This is a genomic window from Microbacterium sp. Z6_144 (genome assembly GCF_057197625.1).
On the sequence record NZ_JBXVPT010000001.1, the window covers coordinates 286,103 to 299,655 of the forward strand.

At 69.3% G+C, this 13,553-nt stretch carries 15 protein-coding genes; 9 read left to right on the forward strand and 6 right to left on the reverse strand.

Annotated features, from left to right (window positions below; genetic code table 11):
* Positions 1-101: 101 nt before the first annotated feature.
* The gene (locus AC2DGY_RS01345; RefSeq protein WP_484507901.1) at positions 102-569 is read left to right on the forward strand and encodes a MarR family winged helix-turn-helix transcriptional regulator; all 468 of its coding nucleotides are present in this window, start codon (positions 102-104) and stop codon (positions 567-569) included.
* A gap of 6 nt (positions 570-575) precedes the next feature.
* On the opposite strand, the gene AC2DGY_RS01350 is transcribed toward AC2DGY_RS01345, so the two are convergent.
* From AC2DGY_RS01350 to AC2DGY_RS01375, 6 genes are all read right to left on the reverse strand, one after another.
* Positions 576-1,664, reverse strand: a complete 1,089-nt coding sequence (locus AC2DGY_RS01350; RefSeq protein ID WP_484507902.1) for a zinc-binding dehydrogenase — start codon at positions 1,662-1,664, stop codon at positions 576-578.
* A 1-nt stretch (position 1,665) separates the two neighbouring features.
* Entirely contained in the window at positions 1,666-2,490 is an 825-nt protein-coding gene (locus AC2DGY_RS01355) for an ABC transporter ATP-binding protein (protein WP_484507903.1), read from the reverse strand.
* Positions 2,491-2,502: 12 nt separating this feature from the next.
* Positions 2,503-3,360 carry an ABC transporter permease gene (locus AC2DGY_RS01360; RefSeq protein WP_484507904.1) on the reverse strand — a complete coding sequence of 286 codons (858 nt, stop codon included), beginning with the start codon at positions 3,358-3,360 and terminating at the stop codon, positions 2,503-2,505.
* Positions 3,357-4,211, reverse strand: coding sequence for an ABC transporter permease (locus AC2DGY_RS01365; protein ID WP_484507905.1), 855 nt, complete (start codon positions 4,209-4,211; stop codon positions 3,357-3,359). Before AC2DGY_RS01365 ends, AC2DGY_RS01360 begins: the two co-directional genes overlap by 4 nt.
* Positions 4,212-4,276: 65 nt before the next feature.
* Entirely contained in the window at positions 4,277-5,290 is a 1,014-nt protein-coding gene (locus AC2DGY_RS01370; RefSeq protein ID WP_484507906.1) for an ABC transporter substrate-binding protein, read from the reverse strand.
* A 137-nt stretch (positions 5,291-5,427) separates the two neighbouring features.
* Positions 5,428-6,138, reverse strand: a complete 711-nt coding sequence (locus tag AC2DGY_RS01375) for a GntR family transcriptional regulator (protein ID WP_484507907.1) — start codon at positions 6,136-6,138, stop codon at positions 5,428-5,430.
* Positions 6,139-6,309: 171 nt separating this feature from the next.
* Between AC2DGY_RS01375 and AC2DGY_RS01380 the strand changes: the two genes are divergently transcribed.
* From AC2DGY_RS01380 to AC2DGY_RS01415, 8 genes are all read left to right on the forward strand, one after another.
* On the forward strand, positions 6,310-7,149 hold the full coding sequence (locus AC2DGY_RS01380; protein ID WP_484507908.1) for an SDR family NAD(P)-dependent oxidoreductase: 840 nt from the start codon (positions 6,310-6,312) through the stop codon (positions 7,147-7,149).
* A gap of 84 nt (positions 7,150-7,233) precedes the next feature.
* Positions 7,234-8,166: an NAD(P)H-binding protein gene (locus AC2DGY_RS01385; protein ID WP_484507909.1), complete on the forward strand. Its 933-nt coding sequence runs from the start codon at positions 7,234-7,236 to the stop codon at positions 8,164-8,166.
* The gene (locus AC2DGY_RS01390) at positions 8,163-8,984 is read left to right on the forward strand and encodes an N-acyl homoserine lactonase family protein (RefSeq protein ID WP_484507910.1); all 822 of its coding nucleotides are present in this window, start codon (positions 8,163-8,165) and stop codon (positions 8,982-8,984) included. Before AC2DGY_RS01385 ends, AC2DGY_RS01390 begins: the two co-directional genes overlap by 4 nt.
* The gene (locus AC2DGY_RS01395; RefSeq protein WP_484507911.1) at positions 8,981-9,874 is read left to right on the forward strand and encodes an NAD(P)-dependent oxidoreductase; all 894 of its coding nucleotides are present in this window, start codon (positions 8,981-8,983) and stop codon (positions 9,872-9,874) included. The genes AC2DGY_RS01390 and AC2DGY_RS01395 overlap by 4 nt, the downstream gene beginning before the upstream one ends.
* A 51-nt stretch (positions 9,875-9,925) precedes the next feature.
* Positions 9,926-10,336, forward strand: a complete 411-nt coding sequence (gene pcaC, locus AC2DGY_RS01400; RefSeq protein WP_484507912.1) for a 4-carboxymuconolactone decarboxylase — start codon at positions 9,926-9,928, stop codon at positions 10,334-10,336.
* A complete protein-coding gene (locus tag AC2DGY_RS01405; RefSeq protein ID WP_484507913.1) occupies positions 10,333-11,238 on the forward strand; it encodes an NAD(P)-dependent oxidoreductase in 906 nt (301 codons plus the stop codon). Before pcaC ends, AC2DGY_RS01405 begins: the two co-directional genes overlap by 4 nt.
* On the forward strand, positions 11,235-11,984 hold the full coding sequence (locus AC2DGY_RS01410; RefSeq protein ID WP_484507914.1) for a carboxymuconolactone decarboxylase family protein: 750 nt from the start codon (positions 11,235-11,237) through the stop codon (positions 11,982-11,984). The genes AC2DGY_RS01405 and AC2DGY_RS01410 overlap by 4 nt, the downstream gene beginning before the upstream one ends.
* Entirely contained in the window at positions 11,981-13,552 is a 1,572-nt protein-coding gene (locus AC2DGY_RS01415; protein ID WP_484507915.1) for an FAD-binding oxidoreductase, read from the forward strand. Before AC2DGY_RS01410 ends, AC2DGY_RS01415 begins: the two co-directional genes overlap by 4 nt.
* Position 13,553: the final 1 nt, after the last annotated feature.

Consider the following 13,553-nt stretch of genomic DNA (forward strand, 5'->3'; position numbering starts at 1 on the left):
CTCCATTGCGCAGCGGTGCGCAATGTGTATAAGCACTATAACAATACCGAGGTGCGGAGGGGGACGCAAGGGATTCGCCCCGCGGTCGATAAACTCGGGGCATGCCGCAACCCCCTACGCGCGACGAGCTGCTCGGCGAGTTGGGCGACCGCATCATCGAGGTCTTCCGGGCCCTGCAAGGCCAGGTGACCGTGCCCCGCGAGGGTCTCATCCACGTGACCCGCTCCGAAGCCGACATCATGCGCATCCTCATGGAGTCCCCGGGGACGACGGTGACCGAGATCGCGCGCGCCTTCGGCCAGCACAAGAGCAACACGAGCACGCGGGTGGCCGCTCTCGTGGAGAAAGGGCTGGCCCGGAAGGCGTCGGCGGAGGCGGACGGGCGAGAGGTCCGCGTCTTCGCGACCGACCTCGCGCGCGAGAACCTCCTGAAGTACCGCTCCGTCTGGGCCGAGCACCTCGAGCCGGTCGCCCCCGAGGACGACGAGCGCCTGGCGGTGGCGGCAGAGGTCATCGCCGAGATCGCCGACGGTCTCGAGCGCCGTGGGCGACGTCCGTCCGAGCGCTGAGAGCGCTCAGAATCCGACCAGCACGCCGGTGATGTCGTCCGCCGTCAGGGAGTTGCGCACCACGAGGTCCATGTCCTGGAGTCCGTAGGTGCGCGTCACGATCGGCCCGGCGTCGAGCTCTCCCCGTTCCAGCATCCCGGCCCAGCGCGCGAGGTCCGTCCCGGGAACGATCTGGCCGTTCTGACAGCCGATCACCTTCTTGCCGTAGACCGTCAGATCCAGTTGCGGCAGAACGACGTCCGTATCGGCGTGGTCGACCCCGGTGAGGACGACCGTGCCCGCGCGGCGGGCCATCAGCACGGCCTGGCGGGTGGCCCGGGCAGGACCGGCGGCCTCGATGACGGCGTCGGCGCCGCGTCCCTCGGTGAGGGCCCGAACAGCGGCCACCGGGTCGGTGCTCGCGGAATCGACCTCGTCCGTCGCGCCCAACCGCCGGGCCACCGCACGGCGGCGCGGGTCGGGATCGAGGGCGATGATCCGTTCGGCGCCGGCTGCTCGTGCTCCCTGTACGGCCCACAGCCCGACGTGTCCGAGGCCCACGACCGCGACGGACTGACCGGGCTGCACCTGCGCGATCGTGAACACGGAGCCCAGCGCCGTGCTGACCCCGCATCCCAGCAGGCAGGCCACCTCGTCCGGGAGGGCGTCCGAGAGCGGATGCACCTGGATGCGGTCGGCGCGCACGAGCTCGGCATACGCGCCTACGCGGCCGGCGGCACGCACCTCGCGCCCGTCGGGGAGGTCGGCGACCACGGGGTCGGAACCGTCCATCAGCACCGAGCACTGATCGGGGCGGCCCGCCACGCAGTAGAAGCACACGCCGCAGTGCGGCGTGGCGGCCACGATCACGCGCTGGCCTCTCCGCAGGTCGGCGACCTCGGAACCCACCGTCTCGACGACACCGACCGCGGTGTGACCGAGGATGACGGGAGGCTGCTTGCGGCGCATCGCCCGCCACCCCATCCAGTCGGTCGAGCAGAACGGGGCGGCCGTGGTGCGGACGACGACCTGCTGCGGGCCCGGTTCGCGCAGCTCGATCGAGCGGACCTCGAACGGCGAGGCGAACGCCGTCAGCACGGCTGCGCGGGCACGCATGTCAGTGCGCGCGGTCGTCGCCGTGGATGAGGCGGGCGACGTGTCCGCGGAGGTGGATGAAGTCGGGGTTCTCGCGCGTGGTGATCTGATTGCGCGGTTCCGGGAGGTCGACCCGGATGTCCTCGACGATGTGCGCCGGCGGGCGGGAGAGCACCAGCACGCGGTTGGCGAGGTACACGCTCTCGTCGATGTCGTGCGTGACGAAGAGGATCGTCATGTCGTACCGGTCGCGGATCTGCAGCACGAGGTCTTCCAGGCCCTCACGGGTCTGCGCGTCCACCGACGCGAACGGCTCGTCCATGAGCAGGAGCTTCGGCCGGTATGCCAGGGCCCGCGCGATCGCGACGCGCTGCTGCATGCCTCCCGACAGCTGCCACGGGTATCGCTTGGACATCCCCGTCAGGCCCACCGCATCCAGCGAATCGGTGACCAGTGCCGCGCGCTCGGTCTTGGACATGGCCGACCCGTGCAGGGGGAATGCGACGTTCTTCTCGATCGTGAGCCAGGGCAGGAGCGAGCGGCTGTAGTCCTGGAAGACCATCGCCATGCCGGCGGGGACGCCCGTGTTCTTCTTGCCCCCCACCCACACCGCGCCTTCGGTGGGAGTCAGCAGCCCCGCGAGGGTCCGCAGGAGTGTGGTCTTGCCTGCTCCGGAGGGTCCCACGATCGAGACGAACTCGCGGGGGCGCACCGAGAAGGCGAGGCCCTGGATGGCGTGGTGGGCGGTCGGGCCCGAGCCGTAGACGTGCGACACGGAGTCGACCACGACCATCGCGTCGGATTCGGCGGGAGAGGAACCGGAGGTGCGGGGGGTGGTGTCAGTCATGGCTGTCGTCTTTCAGGTTCGCGAGCGGGAGAGCCGGTGCCACGCGAGGGTGCGGCGCTCCACGGCGTCGAGCAGGGAGTTGATGATCAGTCCGAGGATGGCCAGGGCCAGCATCCACGACCACATGTCCAGGAGCTGGAACCGCCCCTGGGCCTGGATGAGGAGGAAGCCCACGCCGTTGGTGGCGAGCATGAACTCCGAGACGATGGCCAGCAGCAGCGCAGCCGTGCTGGCGATGCGCAGGCCCGCGAAGATCTTGGGCATCGCGCCGGGGAGGATGATCGAGAACAGGCGCCGCGCGGGAGAGATCTTGAAGACCCGGCCCATGTCGAGCATCGTGCTGGCGATCGATCCGACCCCGGAGGCGGTGTTGATCAGGACGAACCACGAGACGCCGTAGGCGATGAACGCGATGCGCATGTCGTCGCCGCCGCCGAGCAGGATGATGAAGAGCGGAAGCGTCGCGGTGGCCGGGATCGAGCGCAGGAACTCCACGATCGGGGTGACCGTCTCCCGCGCCGCCCGGTTGAGACCCATCGCCGTCCCGACGACGATGCCCCAGACCGCGCCGATGGCGAAGCCGATCAGCATGCGCCCGACGGTGGTGAGGAAGTCGCCGAAGAAGACCGGTGTGAACAGCGCCGGGCCCCCGAACAGCAGCTTCCACAGGTTCGCGGCGATGGCCAGGGGAGGCGGGAAGAACGGTGACGGGGCGAGGGTGGTCGCCAGCTGCCACACGGCGACGACCGCGATCAGCGGCACGAGGAAGTAGGCGAGGCCCACGAGGAACCGGCGACCGCGGCGGGGCCGGCGCGTCGTGGGGATGCCGTGGGTGAGCAGCGAATGCGGCGCTGCCTGGATCTGGGTCATCGCCCCTCCGCCCGGGTCGTTGCTTCCCAGCCGAAGAAGCGGCGCTCCACCCAGCCGATCGCGAGGTTGATGATGAGGCCGAGCACGCCGGCGGTCACCGTCGCGGCGAGAACGGCGAGGTACGCGCCGGCGTCGCCATAGGCACGCTCGCGGGAGATGAAGGCTCCGATGCCCTCGGCGCCGCCCGCGATGAGCTCCACGGTGATCACGACGATCAGTGCGATGGAGGACGCGATGCGGATGCCGGTCATCACGAAGGGAGCTGCGGAGGGGACGACGATGCGCCGGACGATTCCCCAGCGGCCGATGCCGAAGGTGCGTGCCATGTCCTTGGCATACGGGTCGACGTCGTGCACCCCGTAGAGGGTGTTGAAGATGATGGGCCAGATGGCGGCGAAGACCACGATGAACAGCTTCATCTCCAGCCCCGCGCCCAGGACGAGGAGTGCCAGGGGCACCAGCGCGACCGGCGGAATGGGTCGCATGAGCTCGACGATGGCGCGCGCGCCACGGTAGGCGGGCTGGTAGATGCCGAAGGCGACGCCCACCGGGATCGCGATCACGCAGGCGATCAGCATCCCGAGGACGTAGGTGAGGAGAGTGGAGCCGACATCGGCCCGGAAGACGGGGTCACCCCACAGGGTGATCGCTTCGACGACGACCTGGGAGAAGGGCGGCAGATAAGTCGTGCTGACCAATCCCGAACGGGAGATGATCTCCAGCAGCACGGCGAGGCCCGCCACGCCCGCGACCCCCCGCAGGATGGCGATCGTGCGCCGGCGCGAGGCCGCGCGCGCGCCCACGGAGCGGGCGACACCGGGGGGTGCCGCCGTGGTGGTCGGACTGGTCACGGAGCGTTTCCTTCTGTCGGGGTCGTGCGGCGGAGCGGGACGTGCCCGCTCCGCCGCACGGTCGGTCAGCAGTTGGACGGGGCCGGGAGGACGTGCGAGGAGAAGTCGAACTCCTCGGTGAGGCGACCGCTGGCGAAGTAGATGTCCGCGTTGCGCTGGATCTCCTCGAGACGGTTCTCCGTCTGGTAGGTGAGCATCACCTCGTTGGCAGCGACCTCGGCGGGTGCGCCCAGGAAGGCGGAGAACTGCTCCTCGAAGAGCGCGCGGTCATCCACCAGTGCGCCCTGCGCCTGGAAGATCGCGCACTGGATCGCGGCGACGGTGTTGGGGTTCTCCTCGACGAACTCGCGGGAGGCGACCCAGCCCGACTCGGCCATGCCCTCGTACTCGCCCGCGCCGTAGTCGAACACCGTGACGCTTCCCATGCCGCGTACCGCTGCGAGGGTCGGGCCGACGGCGCTGGATGCATCGACCGTGCCCTGCTCGAGGGCCGCGGCGACTTCGCCATAGGGCAGCTCGACCCAGTTGACCTCGTCGGGGTCGAGGTCGGCCTGGAGCATCGCGTCGCGGAGCTTGATGGCGTGGCTGCTGGTGAGGGAGATGACGTTGACGGTCTTGCCGGCGAGGTCTTCGAGGCCTTCGATGCCCGAATCCGGAAGCGTCTCCAGCGAGCCGGTGTCGGGCGTGCTGGCCCAGCCTTCGGCGATGACCACGAGCGGCAGGCCCTGGTTGATCGCGTCGATCACGCCGAAGTAGCTCGTGTTGGCAGAGGCGGCGTCTCCGGAGATGACCGAGGTGACGGCGATGCCGCTGTTGTCGACGAACGACGGGGTGATGGTCAGGCCGTACTCGGTGCCGTGCTCGTCGGCGGCCAGCTGCAGCGGGATGGTGCCGGGTCCGCGGATGCCGGTGAGCGTCACATCGGTGACCTCGGGCGTCGTCGGGTCACCGGTGACATCGGGAGCGGAGTCCGTGGTGCCCGAGTCCGAGGTGCAGGCTGTGAGGGCGAGCACGCCCGCAAGCAGGACGCCGGCGGCCGTGAACAGCCGGGATCGGCGCTGTGTGCGCGTGGAAGACATGCGATTCCTCTCCATTGAGAAACGGCGCACTCTGGCACGCCGCCTTTTGTCTGACAATATTGCGACTAGCGCGTCAGGTCAATATAACAGTTATAACCAACCGGGCCTGTCGAGGATACGCCACGGGGGTGGTCGCGCTACTGGTCGGCGTTCTCGGTGGCGCGCAGGTGCTTGAGGGCCGTCTTCGCGGCGTTGCGCACGTGGGTCGCGCACAGCTCCGCCGCCCCCTTGGCGTCGCGCTTGCGGGCGGCCACCACCACCGCGCGGAGCTCCTCCGCGGCTACCTCGGCGCGGCCGGGTTCGCTCATCGACGTGGCGCGCAGCAGTCGCACGCGCGCCTGAAGCCCTTCGATGATGCTCTGCAGCGACGCGCTGCCGGCGCCCTCGACCAGCACCTCGTAGATCTTGTCCTTCGCATCCAGCACGATGCGGATGTCGTCGGTTCCCGCCGTGTGGCGGGCGAAGTCTTCGACGCTCTGATCCAGCCGGTCCAGCTGGGCGTCCGTGGCGCGTTCGACGAAGCGCTCCACGAGGACCGATTCCAGCACGGCGCGGATGTCGTACATGTCCTCGGCCTCGGCCAGGGAGGGGGCGCTCACGACGGCGCCGCGCTGGGGCACCACGGTGACGAGGCCTTCGCTGGTGAGTTCACGAAGCGCCTCGCGTACGGTGGTGCGCGAGACCCCGAGCTGCTCGATGAGTTCGCGTTCGACGAGGCGCTGCCCCGGCCGCAGCTGGAAGTCCAGGATGGCTGCGCGCAAGGCCGAGATGACCTGTTCGCGAAGCGGCGCGGCGACCCGGTCGACAGGCGATCCCGACCACGCGGGGACGGTGTTGGTTGTCGACATGGGGGTGATCCTCACTCGCGGGCGGTGAGGCCGATCATACCGCCGGGGGGTGCGCATCGTCCGTCCATCATGCAAAGCGGGCGGCAGTCGTGCCCTATATTATCGTCAGACAATCCGCTGGGATCGCCCGGGGGATGGCAGGCGCCGACGGCGGCGCGGAGAGGCGGGACGATGACGTACGCGGGTCTGCAGGGAAAGGTGGCCATCGTCACCGGAGGCGCAGGCGGCATCGGCGCTGCGGTTGTGACGCGCCTGTCCGAGGCGGGCGCCAGGCTCGTCGTCGTCGACATCGACGCCCAGCGCGCGAAGGCGGCCGCCGACGCGGTCGAGGGTGAGGCGATCGGCGTGGGTGCCGACGTGTCGACCGAGGAGGGCGTGCGCACGTACCTGCAGGCGGCACTGGACGAGTTCGGCTCCGCCGACCTCCACCACCTCAACGCGGGCATCGCCGGGACGCCGGGGCTCCAGGTGCCCGACACCACCGTGTCGGAGTGGGATGCGGTGATGGGTGTGAACCTGCGCGGCCCCTACCTCGGCATCCGCGAGGCTCTCCGCCACTACGCCACCACCGGCACCACCGGGTCGATCGTCGTCACCGCGTCGATCGCGAGCCTGCGCGGTGCCGCCGACCTCCTCGCTTACACGACCTCCAAGCACGGCGTCATCGGGCTCGTGCACGGCGCCGCGGTCTACGCCGGTCCGGCCGGCGTGCGCATCAACGCCGTGGCGCCGGGCATCGTCCCGACGCCGATCTTCGGCGCGGCCGGCATCGAGGACATGAACCGCCGCGCGGCCACCTCGCCCCTGCGTCGCGCCGGCACGCCCGACGAGGTGGCTGCCGCGGTGGCCTTCCTCCTCAGCGAGGACAGCTCCTACATCACCGGCGCGGTCCTGTCCGTGGACGGCGGCGCGAGCGTGCAGAACACCAACCGCTACGGGGGCGGCGCCGGGCTGTGGGACACCGCGCCGGTCGACGCGGACCTGCACGCCCTTTTCGGCGACCGCCCGTAGATTGTCATACGGTATTTACATCAGACAAAGTGTTGGACAGGATGAGGGACGACTCATCCGCGCTGTTTCAAGGGAGAAGCCGCCATGTACGTGATCACCGGGGTCAGCGGGTACGTGGGCAACGCCGTCGCGGAGAACCTCCTCGCGACCGTGCCCCCGGACCAGGTCATCGTGACGAGCCGCAATCCGGAGGTGCTCGCGAGCTGGGCCGAGCGTGGTGTGTCCGCGCGCCGGGCCGACTACGAAGACGCCGACGCCCTGCGCGAGGCCTTCGCCGGGGGTGAGCGCCTGTTCATGGTCTCGGCGATGGAGGCCGGCCCCAACCGTCAGCGCCAGCACCGTAACGCCGTCGAGGCGGCGCAGGCCGCAGGCATCCAGCACATCGTCTACACGTCGTTCATCGGCACCGAGCGCCCGGATGTGATGTCGCACGAGGTGGCCGATCACAAATTCACCGAGAAGCTCATCAGGGACAGCGGCATGACCTGGAACATGCTGCGCAACAACCAGTACGCCGACGCCATGGCCGAGAACCAGGCCGTCATCGCCATCACCAGCGGCCAGAGCATCGGCAACACCGCCGACGGCCAGGTCGCCTTCGTGGCCCGCGACGATGTGGCCGCCGTGGCCGCCGAGGTCCTCAAGGGCGCCGGCGAGCCGAACACGGGGTACGACGTCACCGGCCCCGAGATGTTCACGTACCGCGAGGTCGGCGAGATGATCACCGAACTCAGCGGTGCCGACATCCGCATCGTCGACCTCACCGACGACGAGATGTACGCCATGTGGGATGCGCTCGGCGTCCCGCGCGAGGCCACCGGCGACTTCTCGAACTCTCCCGTGCCGTGGTGCAGCGACGGCATGGTGTCGTTCGGGCAGATGGTGCGCATGGGCAGCATGGCGAAGGTCACCGACGTCGTCGAGCGCTTCACGGGCCGCACGCCGAGGAACCTCCGCGACCTCATGATCGAGCGCCGGTCGAGCTGGCCGACGGCACCTCAGGGGGTGTCCGGATGAGCGACGAGTACGAGGTCGTCATCGTCCAGTACGGCACGCGACGCGGGCACCGATCCGAGGTCTTCCTGAACTACCACATCTACGGTCAGGACGACGGCCCGATCGGCATGGACTACTTCGTGTGGGTGCTGCGCAACGAGGAGCGCACCATCCTGGTCGACACGGGATTCTCCGAGGAGGGCGGGCGCAACCGCAACCGCACCTTCGTCCGCGAACTGCCGGAGATCTACGCGGCGCTCGGGATCGACACCGAGGCCGAGCAGACGATCGTGGTCACCCACGCCCACTACGACCACATCGGCAACCTCGGCCTGTTCCCCCGTGCCCAGATCGTCATCGCGGAGTCGGAGTACGACTTCTGGACGGGCGCCATGGGTCGCCGCACCCAGTTCCGCTACTCGACGGAGGACGCCGAGATCGACGCGCTGCGCGCTGCCCACGCGGATGGTCGCGTGCGCACGTTCCGCGACCGACTGGAAATCGCCCCCGGCGTGGAACTGCTCGAGCTCGGGGGGCACACTCCCGGCCAGTCCGCCGTGCGGGTGCGCACGTCGGAGGGTGACGCGCTGCTCGCGTCGGACGCCGTCCACTACTACGAGGAGTACGAGGACGACCTGCCGTTCGCCTTCGTCGCCGACCTGCCACGGATGTACGCCGGTTTCGACCGGGTGCGCTCGCTGATGAGTGACGGCGTTCAGCACCTCGTGTCGGGTCACGACCCCGACACACTGAACCGATTCCGCACGGTGGAGTCGGGACCGCTCGCCGGGGTCGCAGCGACCATCGGCAGCGCCGGATCACGAAAGGGAACAGCATGACCGATCGCGTCGGATTCATCGGCCTGGGCAACATGGGAGGCCGTATGACGCGCCGGATCGTGGACGGCGGTGTCCCCGTTCTCGGCTTCGATATGGTGCGCGACGCCGTGACCGCGGCCGGTGCCGAACCGGCCGGAAGCGCGGTCGAGGTCGCCGCCGCATCCGACATCGTCTTCCTGTCCCTCCCCGACAGCAAGGTCGTCGAGCGGGTCATCCTGGGTGACGAGTCGTTCATCCCGGCCCTTCGCGAGGGCACCGTGGTCGTCGACCTCAGCACCGCCGCCCCGAGCTCCACCATCCGCATCTCCGAGCAGCTGGAGGAGCGTGGCGTCGCCTACGTCGATGCGGGGATCTCCGGCGGTGCCGCCGCCGCGGAGAAGGGCACGCTCACCCTGATGGTCGGCGGGTCGGCCGAGGCGCTCGAACGGGCACGTCCCGTCCTGGCGCACTTCGCCACCGGCATCCACCACATGGGCGCGTCGGGAACCGGTCACAGCATGAAGCTGCTGAACAACTTCCTCAACGCGATCAGCCTGTCGGCCACGGCCGAGGTCATGGTCGCCGCCAAGAAGGCCGGGCTGGACCTGGAGACCGTGCTCGAAGTGCTCAACTCCAGCTCAGGAGTGAACTTCGCCACCCTCAACCGCTTCCCCAAGATCATCCACGGCGACTACCTCAAGGGCGGGCTCACCAACGCGCTCATGACCAAGGACGTGGTGCTGTACGTGGATCACCTCCACGAGCTCGGCGTTGCTTCGCTCAACTCCGCCGCCCCTCTCGCCGCCTTCGGCCTGGCCAACGCGCTGGGCTACGCCGACGAGATCAGCAACCGCGTCGTCGACGCGATCGGCGACGTCTCGGGACGCGTCCGCCTGACCGACCCCGCGTGAGAGCTCCCGCTCCCCACCTCGACTCCCTCCAGAACAGGAAATATCAGCGACATGACCGATAACGAAGACCCCACCCGACGCGAGACCTACGAGGCGGGCCTCCAGGTGCGTCGCGAGGTGCTCGGCACCGCGCACGTGGACCGTTCGCTGGGTCAGGTCACGGAGTTCTCCCGCCCCATCCAGGAGCTCGTCACCGAGTACTGCTGGGGCGCGGTGTGGACCCGCCCGGGGCTGGACCGCCGAACGCGGAGCCTGCTGAACCTCGCGATGCTGTCGGCGCTCAACCGGGGTCACGAGCTCGGCGTGCACGTCCGCGGCGCGATCCGCAACGGCGTCACCCCCGAGGAGATCCAGGAAGCGCTCATGCAGGTCGCCATCTACGTCGGCGTGCCGGCGTCGCTGGAGTCCTTCCGCATCGCGGAGGCGAAGCTCGAGGAGATGAAGGCGGCGGGCGAACTGTGAGCGCCTCCACGGTCGGTTTCGTCGGCCTCGGGAACATGGGAACGCCCATGGCCCGTCGGCTGGTCGAGGCCGGGCACCGCGTGGTCGGCTTCGACATCGCCGAGTCAGCACGCGAACGCTTCTCCGCCGCGGGCGGCGAGGCCGTGGAGCAGGCGACCGACGTCGTCCGCGACGCCCAGATCGTCATCCTGATGCTGCCCAATTCCGACATCGTGGATGCCGCGGTGCTCGGCCCGGACGGACTCCTCGCCGCCGCCCCCGCCGGCACCCTCTTCGTCGACATGAGTTCGTCGGAGCCGCTGCGCACGCGCGCCCTCGCCGAGGCCGTGGCCGCCGGCGGTGCCCGTCTCATCGACGCCCCCGTGTCGGGGGGTGTCGGCGGCGCCGAGAAGGGCACGCTCACGATCATGGTCGGCGGGGACGCCACCGACGTCGCCGAGGCCACGCCCGTGTTCGACGTGCTCGGCCGGCCCGCGCACGTCGGCGCCATCGGCGCGGGTCACGCGCTCAAGGCCATCAACAACCTCATGTCCGCCGCCCACCTGTGGGTGACGAGCGAGGCGATGCTCACGGGAATGGCGTTCGGCCTCGACCCGAACGTCATGCTCGAGGCGATCAACCGCTCGAGCGGGCGGAGCGGGTCCACCGAGCACAAGTGGCCGAACTTCATCGTGGGGGAGGGCTACAACTCCGGGTTCGGTCTCAGCCTGATGCTCAAAGACATGAAGATCGCCACGGGGCTCGCCGAGCGTCTGGGCGTGCCGCACGAACTGAGCGATGCGGCCGTGGCGCACTGGGCCACCGCATCCGAAGATCTCGGCCCCCGTGCCGACCACACCGAGGTCGCCCGCTGGCTGCGCGCCGCGAAGGCCTCCCCGACGGACGAAGGAGTTCAGGAATGACCGACGCCGAACGCCGCCAGCAGATCCGCAGCGAGGTCGAAGAGACCCTCGGCGGATGGGACGGGCGGCTGCAGGCCGTGCTCGACCTCGACGCGGAGTTCCTCTCCGCCTACGGCCGCCTGGCTTCCGTCCCCGACCGCACCGGGGCGCTCCCCGAGAAGGTGCGTCACTTCATCCGCCTGGCCGTCGCGGCCAACTCCACCCACCTCTACCTCCCGCCGGTGCGCGGCCACATCCGCCGCGCGCTCGAGGCCGGCGCGACGCCGGCCGAGATCATGGAGGTGCTCGAATGCTGCGCGACGCTGGGCATCCACGCCATGAACATCGGCGTGCCCATCCTCGTCGAGGTGCTCGAGGAGGCCGGCATCCGTACCGAGTCGGCCCCGCTGACGGAGTACCAGGAGAAGCTCAAGGCCGACTTCACCGAGAAGCGCGGCTACTGGCACGACTTCTGGAACGAGATCCTCGAGCTCGCGCCGGAGTTCTTCGACGCGTACACCGAGTTCTCCTCCGTGCCGTGGGTGAGTGGCCCGCTCGAGCCGAAGGTCAAGGAGTTCATCTACATCGCCTTCGACACCGCCGCGACGCACCTGTACACGTCGGGGCTGAAGCTCCACCTGCAGAACGCGGTGGGCTATGGCGCGACGGCACAGGAGCTCATCGAGGTCATGGAGATCGCCGCGACCCTCGGCATCCACGGCCTGCTGGAGGCCGCCCCCATCCTCGCCGAGGAAGCCGGGCGATGAGCATCGCGGCCCGCGAAGACGGCTACACCCTGAGCGCCGAAGCCGAGCAGCGTTTCCGCGACGCGCTCGGCGACGACGCCGTCGTGGTCGATGAAGCGGGCCGCGACGAGTACCGCGATCCGTACTGGCTGGCCGAAGATCGCACGTACGACTCCTCCGCCGTGCTGTATCCGTCCTCCACGGAGGAGGTGCAGGCCGTCGTCCGCATCGCGAACGACCTCGGCGTGCCGCTGTGGACGTCGTCGCAGGGGCGCAACAACGGCTACGGCGGACCGTCGCCGCGTGTGCGGGGCTCGGTTCTCGTGAGCCTTCGCCGCATGAACCGCGTGCTCGAGATCAACGACGAACTCGCCTACGCGGTGGTCGAGCCCGGCGTGACGTGGATCGAGCTGCACGCCGCCATCGAGGAGGCCGGGTACGACCTGCTCGTCTCCGTGCCCGACCTCGGGTGGGGATCGGTCATCGGCAACACCATGGACAGCGGCGTCACCTACCTGCCGCTCGGCATGGACTGGCAGGCGCCCACCGGCATGGAGGTGGTGCTCGCCGACGGGTCGCTCCTGCGCACCGGCATGGGCGCCATCCCCGACTCCCCGGCGTGGCACGTGTACAAGCGAGGGCTCGGCCCGGTGCTGGACCCCCTGTTCGTGCAGTCCAACTTCGGCATCGTCACCCGCATGGGCTACTGGCTCATGCGCAAGCCCGACGCGTACGCGCCCCTCTTCCTGACCGTGCCGCGGGATTCGCAGCTGGAGCAGGCCATCGACATCCTCCGCGAGCTGCGGCTGGCCGGGGTCATCCGGGGCGTTCCGGTCATGCAGAACACCGTGACCCTCGCCTCGCACTTCCCCGAGCTCCTGGGCAAGATGCAGGGCGCGGACAAGACCCTCAGCTCCGACAAGCTCGATGAGATCGCCGATCTCACCGGAGTCGGCCGGTGGGGCATGCGCACGGCGGTGTGGGGGGATGCGGCGGTCGTGGCCCGCCATGTCGAGATGATCGAACAGGCGTGGTCGGCAATCGAAGGCTCGCGGGTGGACCACGCCCGCACCTACCGCCACGACGAGTGGGACCAGATCGAGCACTTCGTCGACAAGGTGCAGGGCGGCATCCCGAGCCTGGACATGCTCGAGGCGATGCCCGACAACGTCGGGCACGTGGGGTTCTCCCCGGCCGTACCGCTGCAGGGCGCCGCCATCCGCAAGGTCGTCGATCTCCTCGAAGACATCGTCGTGCGCGAGGCGGGCGTGAACTTCGTCGTCGGCATCTGCGTGTCCAGCGAGCGCAGCGCGATCGTGGTGAGCGGCCTGGCCTTCGATGCATCCGATGAAGAGCAGTCCCGCACCGCCTACTCGACGGTGAAGACCATGGTGCGGGAGGCCGGGAAGCTCGGCTACGGCGAGTACCGCGCGCACCTGGACTTCATGGACCTCGCCGCCGAGCAGTACTCATTCAACGACTTCGCGTACCGACGGTTCGTGGAGCGCATCAAGGACGCCGTCGACCCGCGCGGCATCCTCTCACCGGGCCGGCACGGCATCTGGCCGGCGAACAGACGAAAGGACTGAC

Bases quoted from the DNA above. Each gene is read 5' to 3' on its own strand.
- AC2DGY_RS01355 (WP_484507903.1), bottom strand. From the start codon at position 2,490: ATGACTGACACCACCCCCCGCACCTCCGGTTCCTCTCCCGCCGAATCC.
- AC2DGY_RS01360 (WP_484507904.1), bottom strand. From the start codon at position 3,360: ATGACCCAGATCCAGGCAGCGCCGCATTCGCTGCTCACCCACGGCATC.
- AC2DGY_RS01375 (WP_484507907.1), bottom strand. From the start codon at position 6,138: ATGTCGACAACCAACACCGTCCCCGCGTGGTCGGGATCGCCTGTCGAC.
- AC2DGY_RS01370 (WP_484507906.1), bottom strand. From the start codon at position 5,290: ATGTCTTCCACGCGCACACAGCGCCGATCCCGGCTGTTCACGGCCGCC.
- AC2DGY_RS01410 (WP_484507914.1), top strand. From the start codon at position 11,235: ATGACCGACGCCGAACGCCGCCAGCAGATCCGCAGCGAGGTCGAAGAG.
- pcaC (WP_484507912.1), top strand. From the start codon at position 9,926: ATGACCGATAACGAAGACCCCACCCGACGCGAGACCTACGAGGCGGGC.
- AC2DGY_RS01390 (WP_484507910.1), top strand. From the start codon at position 8,163: ATGAGCGACGAGTACGAGGTCGTCATCGTCCAGTACGGCACGCGACGC.
- AC2DGY_RS01415 (WP_484507915.1), top strand. From the start codon at position 11,981: ATGAGCATCGCGGCCCGCGAAGACGGCTACACCCTGAGCGCCGAAGCC.
- AC2DGY_RS01385 (WP_484507909.1), top strand. From the start codon at position 7,234: ATGTACGTGATCACCGGGGTCAGCGGGTACGTGGGCAACGCCGTCGCG.
- AC2DGY_RS01380 (WP_484507908.1), top strand. From the start codon at position 6,310: ATGACGTACGCGGGTCTGCAGGGAAAGGTGGCCATCGTCACCGGAGGC.
- AC2DGY_RS01345 (WP_484507901.1), top strand. From the start codon at position 102: ATGCCGCAACCCCCTACGCGCGACGAGCTGCTCGGCGAGTTGGGCGAC.
- AC2DGY_RS01395 (WP_484507911.1), top strand. From the start codon at position 8,981: ATGACCGATCGCGTCGGATTCATCGGCCTGGGCAACATGGGAGGCCGT.
- AC2DGY_RS01350 (WP_484507902.1), bottom strand. From the start codon at position 1,664: ATGCGTGCCCGCGCAGCCGTGCTGACGGCGTTCGCCTCGCCGTTCGAG.